This is a genomic window from Citrobacter sp. Colony219 (assembly GCF_019382635.1).
GTDB lineage: Bacteria > Pseudomonadota > Gammaproteobacteria > Enterobacterales > Enterobacteriaceae > Citrobacter > Citrobacter youngae.
Genome location: NZ_CP080033.1, coordinates 1,149,360 through 1,174,245, shown reverse-complemented (window position 1 = coordinate 1,174,245; position 24,886 = coordinate 1,149,360). Strand labels below are relative to the sequence as shown.

Annotated in this window: 18 protein-coding genes; 7 read left to right on the top strand and 11 right to left on the bottom strand. The window is 52.9% G+C overall.

The features are described from left to right. Positions 1–70: 70 nt before the first annotated feature. Entirely contained in the window at positions 71–733 is a 663-nt protein-coding gene (can, locus tag JTI85_RS05115; protein WP_008786227.1) for a carbonate dehydratase, read from the top strand. Positions 734–826: 93 nt separating this feature from the next. On the opposite strand, the gene hpt is transcribed toward can, so the two are convergent. From hpt to cueO, 3 genes are all read right to left on the bottom strand, one after another. Beyond that, positions 827–1,363, bottom strand: coding sequence for a hypoxanthine phosphoribosyltransferase (gene hpt, locus JTI85_RS05110; RefSeq protein WP_003018658.1), 537 nt, complete (start codon positions 1,361–1,363; stop codon positions 827–829). Between the two features lie 278 nt (positions 1,364–1,641). Then, a complete protein-coding gene (locus JTI85_RS05105) occupies positions 1,642–3,297 on the bottom strand; it encodes a methyl-accepting chemotaxis protein (protein ID WP_061067262.1) in 1,656 nt (551 codons plus the stop codon). Positions 3,298–3,451: 154 nt separating this feature from the next. Further along, positions 3,452–5,071, bottom strand: coding sequence for a multicopper oxidase CueO (cueO, locus tag JTI85_RS05100; RefSeq protein ID WP_219352215.1), 1,620 nt, complete (start codon positions 5,069–5,071; stop codon positions 3,452–3,454). Between the two features lie 153 nt (positions 5,072–5,224). Between cueO and JTI85_RS05095 the strand changes: the two genes are divergently transcribed. Continuing rightward, complete coding sequence (locus tag JTI85_RS05095) at positions 5,225–5,572, top strand: YacC family pilotin-like protein (RefSeq protein WP_003018667.1); 348 nt, start codon at positions 5,225–5,227, stop codon at positions 5,570–5,572. Positions 5,573–5,678: 106 nt separating this feature from the next. On the opposite strand, the gene yacL is transcribed toward JTI85_RS05095, so the two are convergent. Together yacL and acnB are read right to left on the bottom strand one after the other, a co-directional pair. Then, positions 5,679–6,041, bottom strand: a complete 363-nt coding sequence (gene yacL / locus JTI85_RS05090; protein ID WP_048212673.1) for a protein YacL — start codon at positions 6,039–6,041, stop codon at positions 5,679–5,681. A gap of 174 nt (positions 6,042–6,215) precedes the next feature. Further along, positions 6,216–8,813, bottom strand: coding sequence for a bifunctional aconitate hydratase 2/2-methylisocitrate dehydratase (acnB, locus tag JTI85_RS05085; RefSeq protein ID WP_061067258.1), 2,598 nt, complete (start codon positions 8,811–8,813; stop codon positions 6,216–6,218). 404 nt (positions 8,814–9,217) lie between these two features. On the opposite strand from acnB, the gene JTI85_RS05080 reads away from it, so the two are divergent. Both JTI85_RS05080 and JTI85_RS05075 read left to right on the top strand, forming a co-directional pair. Continuing rightward, positions 9,218–10,855, top strand: coding sequence for a DUF3300 domain-containing protein (locus JTI85_RS05080; RefSeq protein WP_116360684.1), 1,638 nt, complete (start codon positions 9,218–9,220; stop codon positions 10,853–10,855). A gap of 9 nt (positions 10,856–10,864) precedes the next feature. Further along, complete coding sequence (locus JTI85_RS05075; RefSeq protein ID WP_219352213.1) at positions 10,865–11,659, top strand: DUF2950 family protein; 795 nt, start codon at positions 10,865–10,867, stop codon at positions 11,657–11,659. A 110-nt stretch (positions 11,660–11,769) separates the two neighbouring features. Here JTI85_RS05075 and lpdA read toward each other — a convergent pair whose 3' ends face one another. The 4 genes from lpdA to pdhR all read right to left on the bottom strand — a co-directional run bounded on the left by lpdA (position 11,770) and on the right by pdhR (position 18,855). Continuing rightward, entirely contained in the window at positions 11,770–13,194 is a 1,425-nt protein-coding gene (gene lpdA / locus JTI85_RS05070; protein ID WP_003018686.1) for a dihydrolipoyl dehydrogenase, read from the bottom strand. Positions 13,195–13,369: 175 nt separating this feature from the next. Next, positions 13,370–15,247 (bottom strand): pyruvate dehydrogenase complex dihydrolipoyllysine-residue acetyltransferase, encoded by a 1,878-nt coding sequence (aceF, locus tag JTI85_RS05065; RefSeq protein WP_219352212.1) that lies wholly within the window; start codon positions 15,245–15,247, stop codon positions 13,370–13,372. Positions 15,248–15,261: 14 nt separating this feature from the next. Continuing rightward, positions 15,262–17,925, bottom strand: a complete 2,664-nt coding sequence (aceE, locus tag JTI85_RS05060) for a pyruvate dehydrogenase (acetyl-transferring), homodimeric type (RefSeq protein ID WP_040229997.1) — start codon at positions 17,923–17,925, stop codon at positions 15,262–15,264. A gap of 165 nt (positions 17,926–18,090) precedes the next feature. Continuing rightward, positions 18,091–18,855, bottom strand: a complete 765-nt coding sequence (pdhR, locus tag JTI85_RS05055) for a pyruvate dehydrogenase complex transcriptional repressor PdhR (RefSeq protein ID WP_003018699.1) — start codon at positions 18,853–18,855, stop codon at positions 18,091–18,093. Between the two features lie 564 nt (positions 18,856–19,419). On the opposite strand from pdhR, the gene aroP reads away from it, so the two are divergent. The 3 genes from aroP to JTI85_RS05040 all read left to right on the top strand — a co-directional run bounded on the left by aroP (position 19,420) and on the right by JTI85_RS05040 (position 23,305). Further along, positions 19,420–20,793, top strand: a complete 1,374-nt coding sequence (aroP, locus tag JTI85_RS05050) for an aromatic amino acid transporter AroP (RefSeq protein WP_086523581.1) — start codon at positions 19,420–19,422, stop codon at positions 20,791–20,793. 155 nt (positions 20,794–20,948) lie between these two features. Further along, positions 20,949–22,355, top strand: coding sequence for a glycoside-pentoside-hexuronide (GPH):cation symporter (locus JTI85_RS05045; protein WP_048212679.1), 1,407 nt, complete (start codon positions 20,949–20,951; stop codon positions 22,353–22,355). Next, a complete protein-coding gene (locus JTI85_RS05040; protein WP_048212680.1) occupies positions 22,355–23,305 on the top strand; it encodes a family 43 glycosylhydrolase in 951 nt (316 codons plus the stop codon). Before JTI85_RS05045 ends, JTI85_RS05040 begins: the two co-directional genes overlap by 1 nt. 92 nt (positions 23,306–23,397) lie before the next feature. Here the strand turns inward: JTI85_RS05040 and ampE are convergent, their stop codons facing one another. Together ampE and ampD are read right to left on the bottom strand one after the other, a co-directional pair. Continuing rightward, positions 23,398–24,252 carry a beta-lactamase regulator AmpE gene (ampE, locus tag JTI85_RS05035; protein WP_199982408.1) on the bottom strand — a complete coding sequence of 285 codons (855 nt, stop codon included), beginning with the start codon at positions 24,250–24,252 and terminating at the stop codon, positions 23,398–23,400. After that, positions 24,249–24,812, bottom strand: a complete 564-nt coding sequence (ampD, locus tag JTI85_RS05030) for a 1,6-anhydro-N-acetylmuramyl-L-alanine amidase AmpD (RefSeq protein ID WP_061067253.1) — start codon at positions 24,810–24,812, stop codon at positions 24,249–24,251. Before ampD ends, ampE begins: the two co-directional genes overlap by 4 nt. Between the last annotated feature and the right edge of the window lie 74 nt (positions 24,813–24,886).

The window sequence follows — 24,886 nt, the reverse complement described above, 5'->3', positions numbered from 1 at the left end:
AGTTTAAATAATGCCGGAGTTACCCTATATTAGCCCATCGAATTTATCTGGCTTCGGGTTGTACAACTCCATGAAAGACATAGATACACTCATCAGCAACAATGCACTATGGTCAAAGATGCTGATAGAAGAGGATCCCGGATTTTTTGAAACGCTGACGCATGCGCAGAATCCGCGTTTTCTATGGATTGGATGTTCCGATAGCCGCGTTCCCGCTGAACGTTTAACCGGTCTTGAACCGGGTGAACTGTTTGTTCACCGTAATGTTGCTAATCTGGTCATTCACACCGACCTGAACTGTCTCTCAGTGGTTCAGTATGCGGTGGATGTGCTGGAAGTGGAACACATTATTATTTGTGGCCACTATGGTTGCGGCGGCGTCCAGGCGGCTATTGAAAATAAAGAACAGGGGCTGATTGATAACTGGTTGCTGCATATCCGCGATATCTGGTTTAAACACAGCTCACTGCTGGGCGAAATGCCGCAGGAACGTCGCATGGACACCCTGTGCGAACTGAATGTTATGGAGCAGGTCTATAACCTGGGCCACTCAACCATTATGCGTTCAGCCTGGAAACGCGGTCAGAAAGTGACAATTCACGGCTGGGCTTACGGTATTCATGATGGTCTGCTGCGCGATCTGGACGTCACGGCTACCAGCCGCGAAACACTGGAGCAACGCTACCGACAGGGGTTGTCGAACCTCAGCCAGAAGCACAGCAACCATAAGTAAGGTGATATTGCCGGGTGGCGGTTACGCCTTACCCGGCCTACAAATCAGCGCCGTAGGCCTGATAAGCGAAGCGCCATCAGGCGCTCCAGCCCATTACTCGTCCAATAGCACCACTTTGCCAACATACGGCAGATGGCGATAACGTTGTGCATAGTCAATGCCGTAGCCAACAACGAACTCATCTGGAATGGAAAAACCGATAAACTCGACCGGTACGTTCACTTCACGGCGAGAAGGTTTATCCAGCAACGTACAAATCGCCAGAGATTTAGGTTCACGCAGGCTCAGGATTTCACGCACTTTTGACAGCGTGTTGCCGGAGTCGATGATGTCCTCAACAATCAGCACGTCTTTGCCACGAATGTCTTCATCCAGGTCTTTGAGGATTTTAACATCACGCGTGGTGGACATTCCGCTGCCGTAGCTGGAGGCGGTCATGAAATCGACTTCGTGGGAGACATGCACTTCACGGCACAGGTCAGCCATAAACATAAATGAACCGCGTAACAGGCCTACCAGCACCATATCACTGCCGCTGTCCTTGTAACGCTCGTTAATCTGACGTCCCAGTTCGGCAATACGCGCTTTGATCTCCGCTTCCGGGATCATGACTTCTACAGTATGTTTCATAAAAGAAATAACTCACTGATTTTTATCAGTTAACACATCATGCAAATCGAAAGAAAGCACTTACCTTGATACACCGCCAAAGAGACGGTGGCTCGCACTAACCACAAAACTTGCGACAGCATACAAACAATTCAGTAGGTGAAGTATACCAGCAAAGAGACCGCATTCCTCTGATAGTTACTCAGAGAGCCTGCGCACGCATTTTAACGCGCTCTGAATACACGAAAGCCGGGCAACGAACCCGGCTTTTAGCGTGAGCAAAATCGGACTTTTTCAGGTCAGAACGTTTCCCAATGTTGATCCTGGGTAGTAGAGACAACGCGATCCTGGCGCGGAGCGTCCTGCAGTGGTTTTCGAGCCCCACTCACCGCCTTCTCGCGGGTAATACGAAATACCGCAACGGCCTGCCGCAACTGCTCGGCCTGTTGCTCCAGAGAGGCCGCCGCCGCCGCAGACTCCTCCACCAGCGCGGCGTTTTGCTGGGTCACGCTGTCCATCTGCGAAACCGCGAGGCTAACCTGTTCAATCCCCCGACTCTGCTCTTCAGAAGCAGACGCAATTTCGCCCATGATATCGGTCACACGGGTCACCGCCGCGACAATTTCTGCCATGGTTTTACCGGCATCCGAAACCTGCTGCGATCCCATGCCTACACAGTGGGTTGAATTATCAATCAGCGCTTTGATCTCTTTTGCTGCCTGGGCACTACGGCTTGCCAGAGTCCGGACTTCACCTGCCACAACCGCAAAACCGCGCCCCTGCTCTCCGGCTCTGGCCGCTTCTACCGCGGCGTTCAGCGCCAGAATGTTGGTCTGGAAGGCAATACTGTCGATAACGTTCGTGATCTGCGCGATTTGCTGCGAGCTGTCCGCTATTTCACTCATCGTATGCACAACGGTATCAACAACACGGCCACCGCGAGCAGCTGTATCAGAGGCGTTTTTCGCCAATTGGGTTGCCTGTTTCGCATTGTCCGTATTCTGCTTCACTGTCGCGGTCAACTGCTCCATGCTGGCGGCCGTTTCCTCAAGCGAGGCCGCCTGCTGCTCGGTGCGCGAAGAAAGGTCGTTGTTGCCCGAGGATATTTCAGCGGCCCCGGTATGAATTGACTCCGAGCTATTGCGTACGGCAGTGACTGTCGAAATCAGCGACTGTTGCATCTCTTCCAACCCCATCGCCAGTCGGCCCATTTCGTTGCGACCTTCAACATTGAGCTTATGGGTTAAGTCTCCACCGGTAATGACGCGAATATGCTCCATAATCTGCGCCAGCGGTTTAAGCAGGATGTGTTGCAACCCGCTCCAGATCATGCCCAGAACGATCAGCACAACCAGAACGATGCCTCCCAGTGTCCACTGCATACGGGAAAAACTGAGCTGATTCTCCGCAGCAGCATGCTGCAGCAGCGCATTATTCTCGTTTCGCCAGTGCTCATAGCTCGTTTCCATCTCATCCTGCGCTTTCTGGGCATCAAGATCGCCATAAGCCTGATAGTTATTCGCTCGCAGATACTCAATCGATAATTTCATCACTTCGTGCATCTGGCGATACTGCTTTTCCATTTCACTGGCGATCTGCGGATCTTGCCCTGTCACCTGCGGTAATCCCTGATACTGGGCGAAATAGCCTTCGGCCTTCTTCATTGAATCACTGGCGGTATTGAGCAGCGTGTTGATCGCGGCCAACGAGGCGGGATCGCGCTGATTTTTTAAAAAGCGGATGGCGACGCGCGTCACCGTAACACGGGTTTTAATCAACGTATTGACGCTGTCACTCAGATTTTCTTGCTGAGCGTTGAGGGTGCCTGAGTTCTGGAAATTATGCCTGTCATTGTTTACCGCAGAGTAAAACAGGCTTCCCGTAACGGCCTGCAGTAAACAGAAAATGGCGAGAACCAGCAGAATACCGGTAATAACACGAATATTTTTAATCACGTTTTTTCATCCATTGAACTCACATTGGGTATGTGATGATTATCGGCCCCAAAGGCGATTACTTTATGTTCAATGGCAGAATATGCAGGGGATGTGCCTTACCCAGCCGACAAGAAATATCCTGCAGGCCGGGCAAGCGCAGAGACGTCGTTGTTTAAACCGTAAAACCGAGCATCATGCCGGTATCTTCGTGCTCCAGCAGATGGCAGTGCGCCATATAGGCATGTTCTTTCGGCGCATCGTGGTCAAACTTCACCAGTACCTCGCTGACGCCGCCCTCTACCCGCACAGTGTCTTTCCATCCCGTACGGTGCGCAGCAGGCGCTTTGCCATTTTCAGACAAAATGCGGAACTGCGTGCCGTGAATGTGGAACGGGTGCAGCATCATGTCGCCCTGACCGGAAATGACCCAGCGTTCATGCTGGCCTTTCGTCGCGGCAAACATCGGTTTATTCATATCAAACGCCAGCCCGTTAATCCGGTTGGCATTATGGAAATCGAATGTGCCATCCTGCTTCATGTTGCCCATGCCGCCATGCTGCATATTCCCCATCTCACCGTGGTTCATATTGCCATGATCCATGTTTCCGTGGCCCATATTGTCGTTATTCATATGGCCCATCATCTTCCCATGATCCATCCCTGCCATGGCCTGCCCGCCGTATTTCTTCATCAGCATTTGCATGCCCATCATGTCGAGCATCGGATCCATAGACAGCTGCAGTTTGCGTACCGTCACCCCATCAAGCGACGGCAGCGCCGGCATAGCTGTCAGCGTATCCAGCAGCGTGCCGGAGGCGGTAATCAGCAGCGGCTGAACGCGCATCACCGGATGTGGCTTATCAAATGGCGCGATCGCCATCCCCATCTGACTGACAGGCAATGTGACCAGATCGAAAGCTTTTCCGTCGCTCACATCCACCAATACTTCAAAACGCTCACCCATCAGCATCGGTAGTTCGGTCACTTTTACCGGCTCAGCTAACAATCCACCATCACTGGCAATCACGTACAGGGGACGGTTATCGCTGGCCGCGATATTCAGTGAGCGTGCGTTACAGCCATTCAGCAGACGCAAGCGCAACCAGCCGCGAGGCGCGGCATGTTGTGGGTAAATCGTCCCATTGGTTAGCAGCGTATCGCCAAACCAACCGACGGCGGCGGTCATCATATCCAACTGATAATTAATTTGTCCGTCAGCGGAAAACTGTTTGTCCTGAATAATCACCGGCACATCGTCGATACCCCACTGCTTCGGTAGCAATAGTTTGCGGATCTCGTCATCTTCAATCAGTACCAACCCAGCCAGGCCCATCGCAACCTGACGTCCGGTTTTCCCGTGTTGATGCGGATGGAACCAACAGGTTGCAGCCCGTTGCGCGGGGGTAAAGGTCACTGAACGCTTCCCGCCCGCCGGAATAACACCTTGCGGCCCGCCATCGACTTCTCCAGGAATTTCCAGCCCATGCCAGTGCAACGTCGTCTCTTCGGCCAGCTGATTATGGATATCCACGCTCACCGCCTGACCTGTATTCAGTTTTACTGCGGGTCCGAGCAGGTTACCGTTATATCCCCAGGTGGTGGCGGTTTTCCCCGCAAACGTCGACTGCCCGGCTTTCACAATCAGCTGTATGCGATTAGAAGCATCCGCAGTTAACAGGTCTGGAATGGGTAACGCAGGACGGTCAGCCGCAAAAGCGGTGCGGCTCCACAAAGGTAAAGCTGACGCGACGCCCAGCGCCACGGAATACTTTAAAAAGTCACGACGTTGCATATTCATTTCCTTATATTCAGCAGCTTAAGCAGGCTATCTTTTAAGCATAAGCCCTCCCCCTACGGGAAGGTCAAGTGAACGGCTGATAATAAAGGTCGTCGCTTCGCTCGCAGTATGCTAACGTTTAATTTCCGTGATGCAGTGGTAGAAGCAATGAAGACGTTTTTCAGAACAGTTTTGTTCGGCAGCCTGATGGCCGTATGCGCAAACAGCTATGCGCTGAGTGAGTCCGAAGCCGAAGATATGGCCGATTTAACGGCAGTTTTTGTTTTTCTGAAAAATGACTGTGGATACCAGAATTTGCCCAACGGGCAGATACGTCGCGCACTGGTCTTTTTTGCTCAACAGAACCAGTGGGACCTCAGTAACTACGACACCTTCAATATGAAAGCACTCGGTGAAGACAGCTATCGCGATCTCAGCGGTATCGGCATCCCTACGGCAAAGAAATGCAAAGCGCTGGCGCGCGACTCCTTAAGCCTGTTGGCTTACGTTAAATAAGGCACCGTGCCCGATGGCGCTACGTTTATCGGGCCTACGAACCGGGAATGACATCGTTGCGCCAGTCCGGGTAAACGCAGCGCCCCCCGGCAGAGCCGAGTGCGAATTAACGCTGTTGCACAAATTCACGATACGCGGCAACCACCTGCAAGAAATCTTCAACGCCGCACAGAGATAAACTCTCTTCGTCGTAGTAATTCATTCCTTCTTCCATTTCATCGCCCGTGAACTCCAGTTGATTGGCGCGAACCATAACCTCTTCGCCATCCAGCCAGAGCGTGTATTCATGCCCTGCTCGCTGCCAGGAACGTTCACTGCCTTTTACCGCACGCGCCGCCTGTTCCACTTCATCGAGCAAGGCCAGGTTATCTTTCACTTCTTCATTAAACCAGTGCCCCACCACTTCGTGGCCCATGGACATACGCACCTTTACCACTCCGGTAATATCGCGCAGAAATTCGTAATCCATAATGTGTTCCTCTGCTCCCGGCAGTGCGCCAATACCGCACTGCACCTTGCTGTAATTATCGCAGCAGCGCGGCAGAAAAAAAGCGTAGCGGGTATAAGGAATAGAAATAAAAATGCCCGAAGAAGCTGACCTCTCCGGGCATTGATGCGTTTTTGCGCAAAATGCGCTAGCGAATTATACCGCCGTCTGGAAAATCACACCTTCCGCTTTCTCGGTGTACTGAGACAGCTGGTCGAAGTTCAGATAACGGTAGGTGTCGACAGCCGTTTTATCTACCTGTGCCACATAGGTCTGATACTCTTCCGGCGTTGGCAGTTTGCCAATCAGTGCCGCGACCGCTGCCAGCTCCGCAGAAGCCAGGTAGACGTTCGCCCCAGTCCCTAAACGGTTCGGGAAGTTACGAGTAGAAGTCGACACCACGGTTGAGTTGTCCGCCACGCGCGCCTGGTTACCCATGCACAATGAACAGCCTGGGATCTCAATACGCGCCCCGCTCTTACCAAAGACGCTGTAATAGCCTTCCTCGGTGAGCTGTGCCGCATCCATACGCGTTGGTGGAGCCACCCACAGACGGGTCGGTAACTGGCCCTTATGCGCATCCAGCAGCTTACCCGCTGCACGGAAGTGACCGATGTTGGTCATGCAGGAACCGATGAACACTTCGTCGATCTTCTCGCCCTGCACGTCAGACAGCAGACGCGCGTCATCCGGATCGTTCGGCGCGCACAGGATCGGCTCTTTGATATCCGCCAGATCGATGTCGATCACTGCCGCGTATTCTGCATCAGCGTCAGCTTCCAGCAACTGCGGATCCGCTAGCCATTTTTCCATGCCCTGCACACGACGTTCCAGCGTACGGCGATCGCCGTAACCTTCGGCGATCATCCATTTCAGCAGAACGATGTTAGAGCTGAGGTATTCAACGATCGGCTCTTTGTTCAGCTTGATGGTACAACCCGCAGCGGAACGCTCAGCGGATGCATCGGTCAGTTCAAATGCTTGCTCAACTTTCAGATCCGGCAGACCTTCAATTTCCAGAATGCGGCCAGAGAAGATGTTTTTCTTGCCTTTCTTCTCAACGGTCAGCAGACCTTGTTTGATCGCATACAGCGGAATGGCGTGAACCAGGTCACGCAGGGTGATACCCGGCTGCATTTTGCCTTTGAAACGCACCAGAACAGATTCCGGCATATCCAGCGGCATCACGCCGGTCGCAGCCGCAAACGCCACCAGACCAGAACCCGCCGGGAAAGAGATACCGATCGGGAAACGGGTATGAGAGTCACCACCGGTACCTACGGTATCCGGCAGCAGCATACGGTTCAGCCAGGAGTGGATTACGCCATCGCCCGGACGCAGCGACACGCCGCCACGGTTCATGATGAAGTCAGGCAGAGTATGGTGGGTGGTCACGTCAACAGGTTTCGGATACGCAGCGGTATGACAGAACGACTGCATCACCAGGTCAGAAGAGAAGCCCAGGCACGCCAGGTCTTTCAGTTCATCGCGGGTCATTGGGCCAGTGGTATCCTGAGAGCCGACGGAAGTCATCTTCGGTTCGCAGTAGGCCCCCGGACGGACGCCGGTTACGCCACATGCGCGGCCAACCATTTTCTGTGCCAGAGAGAAGCCGCGGCTGCTTTCCGCTACATCTTTCGCCTGACGGAATACATCGCTGTGCGGCAGCCCCAGCGCTTCACGCGCTTTGGTGGTCAGGCCACGACCGATAATCAGCGGAATACGGCCACCGGCACGTACTTCGTCAACCAGCACATCGGTTTTCAGTTCGAAGGTAGCCAGCAGTTCGTTGGTTTCGTGGTTACGCACTTCGCCCTTGAACGGGTAAACGTCAATCACGTCGCCCATGTTCAGGTTGCTTACGTCCACTTCAATTGGCAGCGCGCCCGCATCTTCCATAGTGTTGAAGAAAATAGGTGCAATTTTGCCGCCGAGGCACAGACCGCCGCCGCGCTTGTTCGGTACATGAGGAATATCATCACCCATAAACCACAGCACGGAGTTGGTCGCAGATTTACGCGAAGAACCAGTACCGACAACGTCACCCACATAGGCCAGCGGGTAACCTTTTTTCTGCAGTTCTTCGATCTGTTTGATTGGGCCTACCACGCCCGGCTGATCCGGTTCGATACCTTCGCGGGCGTTTTTCAGCATCGCCAGCGCGTGCAGCGGGATATCCGGGCGGGACCATGCGTCCGGTGCCGGAGAGAGGTCATCGGTGTTGGTTTCACCGGTCACTTTAAAGACGGTAACGGTGATTTTTTCAGCCAGAGCCGGACGGTTGAGGAACCATTCGGCATCAGCCCAGGACTGCATGACCTGCTTCGCATATTCGTTGCCCGCTTTGGCTTTTTCTTCCACATCGTAGAAGTTATCGAACATCAGCAGCGTTGAAGAGAGCGCTTTGGCAGCAATCGGCGCCAGTTTGGCATCATCCAGCGCGTCGATCAGCGGATGAATGTTGTAACCGCCCTGCATGGTGCCCAGCAGTTCGATGGCTTTTTCTGGCGTGATCAGCGGAGAGGTAGTGTCACCTTTAGCGACAGCGGCGAGAAAACCGGCTTTAACGTAAGCGGCTTCATCTACACCAGGGGGAACGCGGTTAATCAACAGGTCTAACAGGAATTCTTCTTCGCCCACAGGCGGGGTCTTCAGCAGCTCGACAAGTGCAGCCATTTGGGTTGCGTCTAAGGGTTTCGGCACAATCCCCTGGGCAGCACGCTCAGCTACGTGCTTACGGTATTCTTCTAGCACGACGATATCTCCTCGCTCTCATTGTCATAATGCGGCGCTTTTGTATATGGGCGATTCTCTTCACGCTCCTGTGAGACAGCAGTTAGTAGGGTAAATGCCCGGTACCGCAAAAGGCACAATAACAGGATTTTCGTTGGGTGTTAATCTGTTTACAAAAAAGCAACATAAAAAATTGGCTGAATCGTTAAGGATGGTCTAACGCTCTTCGTCATGGCAGAAGGGGAATGATAATTTCGCCCGCAATGTTTAGTCACATTATTTAGTTCCCTGGTAATAAACTTGCGTTAACGATCCCAAGATTCGTCAAAAATTAAACTATTGTCTCTTTATACTCACGGAACACTGCACCCACTGGCGGCAGGCATAATGACTATGACGATTCTTAATGAGTCGGGAGAGATAAAATGACGTTGCCCTTTAAGCCCCATATCATTGCTCTGGCGTGCAGTGCAGGGTTATTTGTCGGTGCGGGCGTACTGTATGTAAACAGCCGCACACCAGAAGCCCCCTCTCAGCCTGCCCCGGCAGCAGCGCCTCAACCGCCCGTTGCGGCGGCTCCCGCAGTAGCCCCGGTGGCGCCAACAACGTATACCACAGCTCAACTCGATCAGTGGGTTGCCCCTGTTGCGCTCTACCCTGACCCGTTGCTGTCTCAGGTGCTGATGGCCTCAACATATCCATCGAACGTGGTGCAGGCGGTTCAGTGGTCTCGTGATAATCCGACACTGCAAGGTGACGCCGCCATTCAGGCAGTGTCCGGCCAGTCATGGGACCCCAGCGTGAAGTCGCTGGTGGCATTTCCGCAATTGATGGCCTTGATGGGCGAAAACCCTGACTGGGTACAAAACCTAGGGAATGCGTTTCTGGCACAACCACAGGACGTGATGGATGCCGTACAGCGCCTGCGTTTGCTGGCTCAGCAAACAGGCTCGCTAAAATCCACTCCGCAGCAAACGGTCACGAACACCCAGAAAACAACCGTGATTCAGACGCCGTCATCATCAACGACGAAAGTGACCAGCAGCGCGCCCACCTCGACGGTTATCAAAATTGAGCCGACCGATCCACAGGTGGTATATGTGCCGAACTACAATCCAACCGTTGTTTACGGCAGTTGGCCTAATACCGCCTACCCCCCTGTCTATCTGCCGCCCCCTCCGGGCGAGCAGTTTGCCGATAGCTTCGTCAAAGGTTTCGGCTATAGCCTGGGCGTTGCGACGACGTATGCACTGTTCAGTAACATCGACTGGGATGACGACGACCATCACCATGATGATGACTATCATGACCATGACGGCCCTCACGGCGGTAATGGCTACCAGCACAACGGAGATAACATCAATATTGATGTTAACAATTTCAACCATATATCCGGACAAAACCTTAAAGGGCAAAACATTGCCTGGCAGCATAACCCTGCGTACCGTAACGGCGTGCCTTACCAGAACGACGCGGTCGCACAACGTTTTCATCAGACCAACGTTAGCGGGGGATTAAGCGCCACTCAACATACACCGACCACCACTGCCACACGAGACAGCCAGCGTCAGGCCGCAATGACGCAGTTCCAACAGCGTAGCCAGACCTCCCCGGCAAACTTGTCGGGTCAGACATCGCGGGATGCTCAACGCAAAGCAGCCTCTTCACAGCTAAATCAAATTGCCCAGCGCAATAACTATCGTGGCTATGACGAAACACAAAACAACAGCCGTCGTGAAGCAGCACAGAAGACGCTGAATAAATCCACTACGCAACAGCAGCACCGCTCTGAACTGAAGTCAAAAGCTCAGCAGAATCCGGTTTCACAGCAGCAAAGGGAAACCGCTCGCCAACGCGTTGAATCATCCAACTCGCAACAACGTCTGGCCTCCCGTCAGAATACGCATTCAAACGTCTTCAGCGGGAATGACAGTCGCTCACCGTCGTGGCAGTCCCAGCAACTGCGTGGGCAGGAAAGCCGTCGCGCGGGCAACCTCAACAGCGGGCAGCGCGCTGCGGCACGTGAAAATTTTTCTGAGCACCACGAATTTCGCCGTCGTTAACCGGAGCCGATGATGAAAAAAATTATGTTAAGCGCCCTGTTGCTCTCCTTGCCGCTGGTGAGCTATGCGCAACAGGCGTTCACCTCCCCCGAAGACGCGGCCAGTGCATTTGCCGTTGCGGTGGCGCAGCAAAATGAAAAGCAGCTCACGGCGCTACTGGGTGAAAACTGGCGACATTTTTTGCCACCAGAAGGGGCCGATCCGGAAGCAGTGGCACGCTTTAATCGCGACTGGAAGGTGAGCCATCACATTGTGCTGCAGGGCAATATGGCGCATCTCAACGTAGGGCAAGATGACTGGCAGTTACCCATACCGATGGTGAAAACCAACAAAGGTTGGGCGTTCGATATGACCGAAGCCCAGGAGGAGATCCTCACTCGAACGATCGGTCGCAACGAGCTTTCAGCCATCGAAGCGCTGCACGCCTACGTTGACGCGCAGCAAAGCTATTACGCGCTGAACAAATCGTATGCGCAAAAAATTGTCAGTAGCGAAGGTAAAAAAGATGGGCTTTACTGGCCCGTCACACCAGGCGAAGTGCCAAGCCCTCTGGGACCCGCCTTCAGCCCACAAGAACCCGGCACGGGTTATCACGGTTATCGTTTCCGCATACTGCCGGACAAAGCCAGTGGTTTCGCCATGATTGCATGGCCGATTAGCTACGGTCACACCGGAGTGATGAGCTTTATGATTAGCGGCGATGACAATGTTTATCAGGCCAACCTTGGCGAAGCATCACAACAGAAAGCACAGGCGATGACTGAGTACAGCCCTGAAAAAACCTGGCATCCCGTAGCGCCCTGAACAGCCAACGCATTGGTTGTCTCGTCATTAAGAGACTGCCGGGAAAATTGCGGTGAATCTTAAGGCAAAAAAAACGCCTCCGAAGAGGCGTTTTCACAAAAGCGGGAAGATTACTTCTTCTTCGCTTTCGGGTTTGGCAGGTCGGTGATGCTACCTTCGAACACTTCTGCCGCCAGGCCCACAGATTCGTGCAGAGTCGGGTGCGCGTGGATGGTCAGCGCGATGTCTTCAGCGTCACAACCCATTTCGATCGCCAGACCGATTTCGCCCAGCAGCTCGCCGCCGTTGGTACCGACAATCGCACCACCGATAACACGGTGAGATTCTTTGTCGAAAATCAGTTTGGTCATACCATCCGCGCAGTCGGAAGCGATAGCACGGCCAGAAGCAGCCCACGGGAAGGTGGCGGTTTCGTAGCTGATGCCTTTTTCTTTCGCTTCTTTCTCAGTCAGGCCAACCCATGCAACTTCTGGTTCAGTGTACGCGATGGATGGAATAACTTTCGGATCGAAGTAGTGTTTCTTACCGGCGATAACTTCAGCGGCAACGTGACCTTCGTGAACACCTTTGTGCGCCAGCATCGGCTGACCGACGATATCGCCGATAGCAAAGATGTGCGGCACATTGGTGCGCAGCTGTTTGTCAACGCGGATGAAGCCACGGTCATCAACTTCCACGCCAGCTTTGCCCGCATCGAGGTTTTTACCGTTCGGTACACGACCGATAGCCACCAGCACAGCATCGTAACGCTGAGCTTCAGCAGGCGCTTTTTTGCCTTCCATGGAAACGTAGATACCGTCTTCTTTCGCTTCAACGGCGGTCACTTTGGTTTCCAGCATCAGGTTGAATTTCTTGCTGATGCGCTTGGTGAAGACTTTAACCACGTCTTTATCGGCAGCCGGGATAACCTGGTCGAACATTTCAACCACGTCGATCTCTGAACCCAGCGCATGGTACACGGTACCCATTTCCAGACCGATGATACCGCCGCCCATAACCAGCAGGCGCTTAGGAACAGTTTTCAGTTCCAGTGCATCAGTGGAATCCCACACGCGCGGATCTTCATGCGGAATGAATGGCAGTTCGATCGGACGGGAACCCGCCGCGATGATTGCGTTGTCGAAGTTGATCACGGTTTTGCCGTTTTCGCCTTCAACTTCCAGGGTGTTCGCCCCGGTAAATTTACCCAGACCGTTAACCACTTTCACTTTACGGCCTTTGGCCATACCCGCCAGACCGCCGGTCAGTTGAGTGATAACTTTTTCTTTCCAGGTACGAATCTTGTCGATATCAGTTTTCGGCTCGCCAAAAACGATACCGTGTTCAGCCAGCGCTTTGGCTTCTTCGATAACTTTTGCTACGTGCAGCAGCGCTTTAGAAGGGATACAGCCGACGTTCAGACAAACACCACCAAGGGTGCTGTAACGTTCTACGATGACGGTCTCCAGACCTAAATCTGCGCAACGGAAGGCAGCAGAGTAACCTGCAGGGCCTGCCCCAAGTACCACGACCTGAGTTTTGATTTCAGTGCTCATCATGACCTCTTAATTTATACCCGTCGTCCACCGGGTCGTTCTATCCGCCCGTATTTTACAAAATTGTTAACAATTTTGAAACAACAAACGGCAACCGATTTGTCTTTCGCACAATAACCTCACTGACTTCATGAGATTACCAGAAAAAAGCCGGCCGTCGGGCCGGCTTTTTCGCTTACATCACCAGGCGGCGAATGTCAGACAGCATGTTGTTGATGATGGTGATAAAGCGCGCACCATCAGCACCGTCAATTACACGGTGGTCGAAGGAGAGCGAAATCGGCATCATCAGACGCGGCATAAACTCTTTACCGTTCCACACTGGCTCCATAGAGGACTTGGAGACACCGAGGATAGCCACTTCCGGCGCGTTAACAATCGGCGCGAAGTGGGTAGTACCCAGGCCGCCGATGCTGGAGATGGTGAAGCAACCGCCCTGCATTTCGCCAGCAGTCAGCTTGCCATCACGCGCTTTCTTGGAGATCACGGTCAGTTCACGAGACAGCTCGGTAATACTCTTCTTGTTCACGTCTTTGAAGACCGGAACAACCAGACCATTCGGCGTATCTACCGCCACACCGATGTTGATGTATTTCTTCAGGGTCAGGCGCTGACCGTCTTCAGACAGGGAGCTGTTGAAGCGCGGCATCTGTTCCAGAGCTGCGGCAACGGCTTTCATGATGAAGACTACTGGGGTGAATTTCACGTCCAGTTTACGTTTTTCAGCTTCGGCGTTCTGCTGTTTACGGAACGCTTCCAGATCGGTGATATCGGTCTTATCGAAGTGAGTAACGTGCGGGATCATCACCCAGTTACGACTCAGGTTAGCACCCGAGATTTTCTGGATACGGCCCAGTTCCACTTCTTCGATTTCACCGAACTTGCTGAAGTCCACTTTCGGCCATGGCAGCATGCCCGGGATACCGCCGCCTGCTGCTGCAGCCGGAGCCGCTTCAGCACGCTTGATAGCATCTTTCACGTAAGCCTGAACGTCTTCACGCAGGATACGACCTTTACGGCCAGACCCTTTCACTTTCGCCAGGTTCACACCGAATTCGCGCGCCAGGCGACGAATCAGCGGCGTAGCGTGGACGTAAGCGTCGTTCTCAGCAAATTCAGATTTGCCTTCTGCTTTCGCTGCCGGAGCAGGCGCTGCAACAGGTGCAGCGGCCGGAGCCGGAGCTGCAGCTTGCGCAGGGGCGGCAGCCGGTGCTGCGCCTTCTACTTCGAAGACCATAATCAGAGAACCGGTTTTAACTTTGTCGCCGGTGCTGATTTTGATTTCTTTTACGGTACCCGCGAACGGTGCCGGAACTTCCATTGACGCTTTATCGCCTTCAACGGTGATCAGTGACTGCTCAGCGGCAATTTTATCGCCCACTTTAACCATCACTTCAGTGACTTCCACTTCGTCACCGCCGATGTCCGGTACGTTAACTTCTTTCGAACCAGAAGCAGCCGGAGCCGCTGCTGCTGGAGCAGCCGCCTGAGCCGGAGCAGCAGGCGCTGCGCCCGCCACTTCGAAGACCATAATCAGGGAGCCGGTAGACACTTTGTCGCCGGTGTTGATTTTGATCTCTTTCACCACGCCCGCGAACGGCGCTGGAACTTCCATGGAAGCCTTGTCGCCTTCTACGGTGATCAGAGACTGTTCAGCCGCAACGGTGTCACCCACTTTAACCATGATCTCGGTAACTTCAACTTCGTCGCCGCCGATGTCCGGTACGTGTACGTCTTTCGCTGCCGCAGCAGCAGGTGCTGCTGCCGGAGCCGCTTCTTTCTTCTCTTCTGCCGGAGCAGGTGCAGCCGCTGCTGCACCGTCGGCGGAATCGAAAATCATGATCAGTTTGCCGGTCTCAGTTTTGTCGCCAACAGAGACTTTGATCTCTTTAACGATACCAGCCTGAGGAGACGGAACTTCCATAGAGGCTTTGTCGCCTTCTACGGTGATCAGCGACTGTTCAGCTTCAACTTTGTCGCCTACTTTGACCAGGATCTCGGTGATTTCAACTTCATCAGCCCCGATGTCCGGTACATTGATTTCGATAGCCATTATTCTTTTACCTCTTACGCCAGACGCGGGTTAACTTTATCTGCATCGATGTTGAATTTGATGATTGCGTCAGCAACCACTTTCTTATCGATTTCGCCACGTTTAGCCAGTTCGCCCAGGGCCGCTACAACCACATAGGAAGCATCAACTTCGAAGTGGTGACGCAGATTTTCACGGCTGTCAGAGCGACCGAAGCCGTCAGTACCCAGTACGCGATAGTCATCAGCCGGTACATAAGTACGAACCTGTTCGGCAAACAGTTTCATATAGTCAGTAGATGCTACTGCCGGAGCGTCGTTCATCACCTGAGCGATGTACGGAACGCGCGGCGTTTCCATCGGGTGCAGCATGTTCCAGCGCTCACAATCCTGGCCATCACGCGCCAGTTCAGTGAAGGAAGTGACGCTATACACGTCAGAGCCTACGCCGTAGTCGTTCGCCAGGATCTGCGCTGCTTCACGGACGTGACGCAGGATAGAACCGGAGCCCAGCAGCTGAACTTTACCTTTCTTACCTTCGAGGGTTTCGAGTTTGTAGATACCTTTACGGATACCTTCCTCGGCACCTGCTGGCATTGCCGGCATGTGGTAGTTTTCGTTCAGCGTGGTGATGTAGTAGTAAACGTTCTCTTGTTTCTCACCGTACATACGCTCCAGACCATCGTGCATGATGACCGCAACTTCGTACGCGTAAGACGGATCGTAAGAGATACAGTTCGGGATAGTCAGAGACTGAATATGGCTGTGACCATCTTCGTGCTGCAGACCTTCACCGTTCAGCGTCGTACGACCGGAAGTACCACCAATCAGGAAGCCACGAGCCTGTTGGTCGCCAGCCTGCCAGCACAGGTCACCGATACGCTGGAACCCGAACATGGAGTAGTAGATGTAGAACGGAATCATCGGCAGATCGTTGGTGCTGTAAGAGGTCGCAGCAGCCAGCCAGGATGCGCCAGCACCCAGTTCGTTGATACCTTCCTGCAGGATCTGACCTTTCTCGTCTTCTTTATAGTAAGCAACCTGCTCACGGTCCTGCGGGGTGTACTGCTGACCGTTCGGGCTGTAGATACCGATCTGACGGAACAGACCTTCCATACCGAAAGTACGCGCTTCGTCAGCGATGATCGGCACCAGACGATCTTTGATCGACTTGTTCTTCAGCATCACGTTCAGGGCACGAACGAAAGCGATAGTGGTGGAGATTTCTTTGTTCTGCTCTTCCAGCAGCGCACCAAAGTCTTCCAGAGCCGGCAGTTCCAGCTTCTCGGTGAAGTTCGGCTGACGAGCAGGCAGGTAGCCGTGCAGTTTCTGACGCTGAGCGTGCAGATAGGTGTGCTCTTCAGAACCTTCCGGGAAGGTGATGTAAGACAGGTTTTCAACCTGCTCATCGGTCACAGGAACGTTGAAACGGTCGCGGATGTAACGTACGCCGTCCATGTTCATTTTCTTAACCTGGTGAGCGATGTTTTTACCTTCGGCGGTGTCACCCATGCCGTAACCTTTGATGGTATGGGCGAGGATTACAGTTGCTTTGCCTTTGGTTTCCTGCGCTTTTTTCAGTGCAGCGTAGACTTTCTTCGGATCGTGACCACCGCGGTTCAGAGCCCAAATCTGCTCGTCAGTCCAGTCAGCAACCAGCGCTGCGGTTTCCGGGTATTTACCGAAGAAGTGCTCACGTACGTATGCGCCGTCTTTGGATTTGAAGGTCTGGTAGTCGCCATCAACGGTTTCGTTCATCAGTTGGATCAGTTTACCGCTGGTGTCTTTACGCAGCAGCTCATCCCAACGACCGCCCCACATGACTTTGATAACGTTCCAGCCAGCACCTGCGAAGATGCCTTCCAGTTCGTTAACAATCTTGCCGTTACCGGTGACCGGGCCGTCAAGACGCTGCAGGTTACAGTTGATAACAAAGACCAGGTTGTCCAGTTTTTCACGGGTGGCGATGGTGATCGCACCTTTTGATTCTGGCTCATCCATCTCGCCGTCGCCCAGGAAGGCGTAAACGGTTTGTTTAGAGGTATCTTTCAGACCACGGTGTTCCAGATATTTCAGGAATTTAGCCTGGTAGATAGCACCGATTGGGCCCAGCCCCATAGATACGGTCGGGAACTGCCAGAATTCAGGCATCAGTTTCGGGTGCGGGTAGGAAGACAGGCCTTTGCCATGAACTTCCTGACGGAAGTTGTTCATCTGCTCTTCAGTCAGACGACCTTCGAGGAATGCGCGTGCGTAGATGCCCGGAGAGATGTGGCCCTGGAAGTAAATCAGGTCGCCGCCATCCTGCTCATTGCGTGCACGGAAGAAGTGGTTGAAACAAACGTCATATACCGTTGCGGAGGACTGGAAGGATGCCATGTGGCCACCCAGCTCGAGGTCCTTTTTAGACGCACGCAGTACGGTCATGATGGCGTTCCAGCGGATAGCAGAACGAATACGACGTTCCAGCTCCAGATTGCCCGGGTATTCCGGTTCATCTTCAACGGCAATAGTGTTTACATAATTGCTGGCCCCTGCACCTGCCGCTACTTTCACGCCGCCTTTGCGGGCTTCTGAAAGCAGTTGGTCGATCAGATACTGAGCACGCTCAACACCTTCTTCACGGATGACCGATTCGATCGCCTGTAGCCAGTCGCGAGTTTCGATCGGATCCACGTCATTTGGGAAACGTTCTGACATGGGGGTATTCCTTATCTATCTAATACGTTGAGTTATCTGGAACCTGTCCCATTGAGTTCTCGCTCGCGAGAACGCAATAAGACAGGTTCTGCGTTTAGTTGCCGCGCATTTTAWWTCGCGCTTGATTTACAACATCTTCTGGTTAACGTTCTGCCAGAAAAATCACTAATTCTTTCGTTGCTCCAGACGGCGTAAGGCGCGTTCACGACGGCTTTCCTCACGGCTTCTGTCCAGCAGAATCTCTTCGATAAACGCCAGGTGACGGTGGGACGCTTCACGCGCCTCTTCCGGCTTCCCGGCAATAATTGCTTCAAAAATACGGGTACGGTGACTGCTAACCAGTGGCAGCATTTCACGACGCGCATACAGCAATTCGAAGTTTTGCCGAACGTTCTGAGCCAGCATGGGCTCCATACACCTTAGCAAATGGAGCAGCACCACATTGTGTGCCGCTTCGGTGACAGCAATTTGATACTGCAGTACCGCATCAGATTCGCCGTCAAGATCGCCGGACTGTTGAGCCAGCTCGATCGCATGGTGGAGTTCACGGATTCGCGTTTTGTCTTCATCCGTGCTGCGCAGTGCGGCGTAATAGGCAGCAATACCTTCCAGCGCATGGCGCGTCTCAAGCAGGTCAAACTGGGATTCAGGATGGTCGGAGAGCAGCTCTACCAGTGGGTCGCTAAAGCTTTGCCACAGGCTGCTCTGAACAAAAGTGCCACCGCCCTGACGACGAAGCAGTAACCCCTTCGCTTCAAGGCGTTGGATCGCCTCGCGTAAGGAGGGGCGGGAGACGTCGAACTGTTTTGCCAGCTCGCGTTCCGGTGGGAGTTTTTCTCCGGGGCGAAGTGTCCCCTCAAGAATTAAAAACTCCAGCTGCTGCTCAATCACATCGGAGAGTTTTGGTTGGCGGATTTTGCTGTAGGCCATGATTTCCTGTCTTAAGCCATTTGCCCGGAGTCAATTGGTCTTACCAATTTCATGTTCTTGACGCTAAAGTAACAAAGTATTCACCTTCTGTCCATACAGGTTTTGATTGAAATCAGTAAAGGAGGCATATTTTAACAACATTACAGAAATAACGTTTCAAACATGTAACTATGCACAAATGTTAAATTTACCCATCCCGAGGTAGTTTTAACCGAATTGAAACGAAAAAATATATTATCTGAACCGATTCACCTGCTTATTTATCGATTTATCAATCACTATTTTCGAATAAAAATTCAAATTGGAAATTTTGTGGTAGATAAACTCGCGCTTACAAATGGTTTCTTTTTATTCAACTCGTCTCTCACGCCGCATAAAGCAGGTGCATTCGCGCTCGCATAACATTATTCTGATCAAGACAAAAGTCTTTAGGCAACATTTCATAATTCATTGCTGTAAATAAATTAATACAACAAACGGAATTGCAAACTTACACACGCGTCACTGCGTGGTTCAAAATATAAGTACTCGAAAGATGAAGAGTAAAACCACACACGAGGTTTCATGATGGAAAGTCAACAGCATGGCGATCAGCTAAAGCGCGGCCTTAAAAACCGCCATATACAGCTTATCGCGCTGGGTGGCGCGATTGGTACCGGGTTATTCCTCGGGAGCGCATCCGTTATTCAGTCTGCAGGGCCGGGTATTATTCTGGGTTACGCTATCGCCGGATTTATCGCCTTTTTAATTATGCGTCAGCTAGGTGAAATGGTGGTTGAAGAGCCGGTAGCAGGCTCCTTTAGCCACTTTGCTTATAAATACTGGGGCAGTTTCGCAGGTTTCGCCTCTGGCTGGAACTACTGGGTGCTGTACGTTTTGGTTGCCATGGCTGAGCTGACGGCCGTGGGTAAATACATTCAGTTCTGGTACCCGGAGATCCCAACCTGGGCCTCTGCGGCCGCCTTCTTCGTGATTATTAACGCCATTAACCTCACCAATGTGAAAGTGTTCGGTGAGATGGAGTTCTGGTTTGCCATTATTAAAGTCATTGCCGTAGTCGCGATGATCATCTTCGGCGGCTGGCTGCTATTCAGCGGCAACGGCGGGCCGCAGGCCAGCGTCAGTAACCTGTGGGACCAGGGTGGCTTCCTGCCGCACGGCTTCACCGGTTTGGTAATGATGATGGCAATTATTATGTTCTCTTTCGGTGGGCTGGAGCTGGTCGGGATCACCGCAGCAGAAGCCGATAACCCGGAGCAAAGCATTCCTAAAGCCACCAACCAGGTCATTTACCGTATCCTGATTTTCTATGTGGGTTCGCTGGCTGTACTGCTTTCCCTGATGCCATGGACGCGTGTTACGGCTGATACCAGCCCGTTTGTCCTTATTTTCCACGAACTGGGCGACACCTTTGTTGCCAATGCGCTGAACATCGTGGTGCTGACCGCTGCCCTTTCTGTCTATAACAGCTGTGTCTACTGTAACAGCCGTATGCTGTTCGGCCTGGCTCAACAGGGCAACGCGCCAAAAGCGCTGATGAACGTCGACAAACGCGGCGTACCGGTGAACACCATTCTGGTTTCTGCGCTGGTTACGGCTCTATGTGTGCTTATCAACTATCTGGCGCCAGAATCCGCCTTTGGCCTGCTGATGGCGCTGGTGGTTTCCGCCCTGGTGATCAACTGGGCAATGATCAGCCTGGCGCACATGAAGTTCCGCAAAGCAAAACAGCAGCAGGGGGTTACCACCCGCTTCCCGGCACTGCTCTATCCGCTGGGTAACTGGGTGTGCCTGATTTTCATGGCTGCAGTACTGGTGATTATGCTGATGACGCCGGGCATGGCGATCTCTGTGTACCTGATCCCGGTATGGATTGCCATTCTTGGCATTGGCTATCTGTGCAAACAGAAAACGGCCGGTGCCGTGAAAGCGCATTAATCCTTCCCCCCACCTGCACCAGGTGGGGGTTGTTACCTGCCTCACACTTTCCCACAGATGACTGTTTAGTCCATATCAGCGGCGCTATCCTGCAACGCAAAAACACCAACACCAGACAATAATTCTCTCCATATCACATTAATGGAGTGCGCTTGATGGAAACCAGAAAGCTGTCGGTGAAAGAAAAGATCGGCTATGGAATGGGCGATGCCGGATGCAACATCATATTCGGCGCTATCATGCTGTTTGTTAACTATTTTTACACAGATATTTTTGGTCTTGCGCCTGCACTTGTCGGCGTATTGCTGCTTTCTGTACGCGTTATTGATGCCGTTACTGACCCTATCATGGGTGCAATGGCCGATCGTACCCGCAGTAAATATGGTCGGTTTCGTCCATGGCTTCTGTGGATGGCTTTCCCGTATGCATTATTCAGTGTATTAATGTTTACCACCCCGGAATGGACATATAACAGCAAAGTTATCTATGCGTTTGTCACCTACTTCCTGCTCTCTATTACCTATACAGCAATTAACATTCCCTACTGTTCACTCGGTAGCGTCATCACCAACGATCCGAAAGAACGCGTCGCCTGCCAGTCGTATCGCTTCGTGCTGGTCGGGATTGCAACTCTGCTACTCTCACTCACGCTACTGCCAATGGCAGACTGGTTTGGCGGGGAAGATAAAGCCAAAGGCTATCAGATGGCGATGGCCGTGCTGGCTTTCATTGGTATGTGCATGTTCCTGTTTTGTTTCGCGACCGTGCGCGAACGTGTACGCCCTGCGGTACCCACGAACGACGATTTGAAAGCCGATCTGAAAGACGTGTGGAAGAACGATCAGTGGGTGAAAATCCTGCTATTAACCTTGTGCAACGTCTGTCCGGGCTTTATTCGTATGGCCGCCACCATGTACTACGTCACCTGGGTTATGCAGCAAAGCACACAGTTCGCTACGTTGTTTATCAGCCTTGGCGTTGTCGGCATGATGATCGGCAGTATGCTCGCGAAGGTATTAACCGATCGCTGGTGCAAACTGAAAGTCTTCTTCTGGACCAACATCATCCTGGCGATTTTCTCCGCCGCATTTTACTTCTTCGATCCGAAAGCCACCATGATGATTATGGTGCTCTACTTCCTGCTCAACATCCTGCATCAGATCCCATCCCCGCTGCACTGGTCGCTGATGGCGGATGTCGATGACTACGGCGAGTGGAAAACCGGTAAACGCATCACCGGGATCAGCTTCTCTGGCAACCTGTTCTTCCTGAAGCTGGGGCTGGCGATTGCCGGCGCGATGGTGGGCTTCCTGCTTTCCTGGTACGGCTACGATGCAGGCGCTAAAGCGCAAAGCGACTCCGCGATTAACGGCATTATGCTGTTGTTCACTATTATTCCGGGCGTAGGCTACCTGATTACTGCAGGCGTGGTTCGCCTGCTGAAAGTTGACCGCGAGTTCATGCAGCAAATCCAGACAGATTTAGAAAAGCGCCGCGCCAATTACCGTGAACTGAATGAATACCACGAGATAAAAACAACTGAAACCGTAAGGAAAGCCTGATGAATCAGTGGCCTAACCCCTTTATTGAACAACGTGCCGACCCGTTTATTTTACGTGACGGTAGCCACTACTATTTCATTGCTTCAGTGCCCGAATACGATCGCCTGGAGATCCGCCGGGCTGACTCTCTGGGGGAATTACGCACCGCGGAACCCGTTGTTGTCTGGCACAAACCGGACAGCGGCCCTATGAGCCAACTCATCTGGGCGCCTGAAATCCATCATCTGGCAGGTAAGTGGTACATCTACTTTGCGGCCACGCACACTCAGGCGCTCGATACGTTGGGTATGTTCCAGCATCGCATGTTTGCGTTGGAGTGCGCAGATGCCGATCCGCTAAGTGGTAAGTGGGTTGAAAAGGGGCAAATTAAAACCCAGTTTGATACCTTCGCGCTTGATGCCACAACCTTTAACCATCAGGGAAAACAGTGGTATCTGTGGGCGCAGAAATCGCCCGATATCGCCGGGAACTCCAATATCTACCTCGCTGAGCTGGAAAATCCATGGACGATTAAAGGCGAGCCAGTGATGCTCAGCCATCCAGAATATGACTGGGAATGCCGGGGTTTTTGGGTCAACGAAGGTCCGGCCGTCATGGTTCACGGCGACAAGCTGTTCATCAGCTATTCCGCCAGCGCCACCGATGAGAATTACTGTATGGGATTATTGTGGATTGACCTCAACGCCGATCCACTCAACCCGCAGAACTGGCATAAATCACCGCGCCCGGTCTTTACCACCAGCTACGAAAACCGCCAGTTCGGCCCAGGACACAACAGCTTTACGCAAACGCCGGAAGGTGAAGATGTGCTGGTGTACCACGCGAGAAATTACACCGAAATCGAAGGCGATCCGCTGTACGACCCAAACCGCCACACTCGTCTGAAGCTCGTGCGTTGGGACGAAAACGGCATGCCAGATTTTGGCGTGCCGCCTGCTGATACGAACTAAGCCGTTGCACTGTCCGGTAGCGCTAACGCTTACCGGGCCTACACGTTTTTTCATTGTAGGTCGGATAAGCGTTAGCGCCATCCGGCACAACGCTATACTAATGCCCCATAAATGGTCAGCAGCGCAATGACCACCACCACCACAAACGAAGTTTTCTTCGCCATCGAAACGGCAGCTTTTGGCGTTTCGACTTTATCGGTATGGGGTTCGCGCGCCAGCGAGAACTGCGCCAGGCGCGTCAACACCTGATACTGCGAAGTATGCATATCCGCAAGCGAGGCAAACCAGGCCGGTAGCGCTTTCTCGCCGTGTCCTAACAGCGCATAGACCACGCCCGCCAGGCGCACCGGGATCCAGTCCAGCACATGCAGAATTGCATCGATACCCGATTGCAGACGCTGATGCGGCGTCTGATAGCGCGCCAGCCAGGACTGCCAGGCACGTAAAAAAGCATAACCCACCAGCGTCACCGGTCCCCACGGACCACCGACGATCAGCCAGAATAACGGCGCCAGATAAAAGCGAAAGTTGTTCCATAACAGCGCGTTCTGCAGTTCACGCAAAAACTCACGCTCATCGCAGTCCGGCGGCACGCCATGAATCAGCGTCAATTCGCTGGCCATCGCCTCACGGGCGTGAGCGTCATCGCGAGCCGCCGCGTTCAGATAGGCATGATAATGAAGACGCGTCTTGCCAGCGCCGATGCACAGCAGGCCAATTAAGATCCACGCCACCAGCAAGGGCACGTTAAACAGCAGCCCATGGAGTGCGCGCAGCAGCAGGAACGTCACCCCCATCGCAATCAGGGCCATGCCTACCGTACGCATCATCGAGAAATGCTTAACCCGACGGAAAAGAGCTTCAACCCGGTGATCAAGCTGCCAGTGCTCACCCAGCTTAAACAGGCGTTCAACAATCAACACCAGTAATGTTGTAAACAGCGTCATGTCATCTCCTTGTGTGACGAGGGGGTGACCAGGGCGCGAAACCTTGCCCAGTCAAATGAGGGGCCGGGATCGGTCTTACGCTCGGGCGCAATATTGCAATGCCCAGTCATGTTACTGGCAATCGCCGGATAACGCTGAATCAGCGTCTGCGTCACGGCAGCCAGTTGCTGGTACTGCGCATCGGTATAAGCCAGCGTATCCGTCCCTTCCAGCTCAATACCAATTGAGAAATCATTACAGCGTTCGCGGCCCTGATAGCTCGAGACGCCGGCATGCCAGGCGCGTTTATCAAAGGGGACATACTGCACGATCTCACCATCACGGCGGATCAGACAATGGGCAGAAACGCGCAAATGGGCGATTCCGGCAAAATAAGGATGGGCATTGGGATCAATCGTGCCCGTAAACAGCGCGTCGATCCATGGGCCGCCAAATTCACCGGGTGGCAGGCTGATATTATGCACCACCAGAAGAGAAGGGGTTTCGTCATCCGGGCGGCAATCGTAATGAGGAGAGGGAACGCGTCGCGCCTCTGCCAGCCAGCCCTCGTCTAACAACATGCAGAATCTCCTTATTGGTGGTGCTCATATCAGGTTCAGGGTAGCATGTTTCCACCTTATGATTCGTTAGCAAT

Coding starts and splice junctions, on each gene's coding strand:
- can (WP_008786227.1), top strand. CDS start 71: ATGAAAGACATAGATACACTCATCAGCAACAATGCACTATGGTCAAAG.
- hpt (WP_003018658.1), bottom strand. CDS start 1,363: ATGAAACATACTGTAGAAGTCATGATCCCGGAAGCGGAGATCAAAGCG.
- cueO (WP_219352215.1), bottom strand. CDS start 5,071: ATGCAACGTCGTGACTTTTTAAAGTATTCCGTGGCGCTGGGCGTCGCG.
- JTI85_RS05095 (WP_003018667.1), top strand. CDS start 5,225: ATGAAGACGTTTTTCAGAACAGTTTTGTTCGGCAGCCTGATGGCCGTA.
- yacL (WP_048212673.1), bottom strand. CDS start 6,041: ATGGATTACGAATTTCTGCGCGATATTACCGGAGTGGTAAAGGTGCGT.
- JTI85_RS05080 (WP_116360684.1), top strand. CDS start 9,218: ATGACGTTGCCCTTTAAGCCCCATATCATTGCTCTGGCGTGCAGTGCA.
- JTI85_RS05075 (WP_219352213.1), top strand. CDS start 10,865: ATGATGAAAAAAATTATGTTAAGCGCCCTGTTGCTCTCCTTGCCGCTG.
- lpdA (WP_003018686.1), bottom strand. CDS start 13,194: ATGAGCACTGAAATCAAAACTCAGGTCGTGGTACTTGGGGCAGGCCCT.
- aceF (WP_219352212.1), bottom strand. CDS start 15,247: ATGGCTATCGAAATCAATGTACCGGACATCGGGGCTGATGAAGTTGAA.
- aceE (WP_040229997.1), bottom strand. CDS start 17,925: ATGTCAGAACGTTTCCCAAATGACGTGGATCCGATCGAAACTCGCGAC.
- pdhR (WP_003018699.1), bottom strand. CDS start 18,855: ATGGCCTACAGCAAAATCCGCCAACCAAAACTCTCCGATGTGATTGAG.
- aroP (WP_086523581.1), top strand. CDS start 19,420: ATGATGGAAAGTCAACAGCATGGCGATCAGCTAAAGCGCGGCCTTAAA.
- JTI85_RS05045 (WP_048212679.1), top strand. CDS start 20,949: ATGGAAACCAGAAAGCTGTCGGTGAAAGAAAAGATCGGCTATGGAATG.
- JTI85_RS05040 (WP_048212680.1), top strand. CDS start 22,355: ATGAATCAGTGGCCTAACCCCTTTATTGAACAACGTGCCGACCCGTTT.
- ampE (WP_199982408.1), bottom strand. CDS start 24,252: ATGACGCTGTTTACAACATTACTGGTGTTGATTGTTGAACGCCTGTTT.
- ampD (WP_061067253.1), bottom strand. CDS start 24,812: ATGTTGTTAGACGAGGGCTGGCTGGCAGAGGCGCGACGCGTTCCCTCT.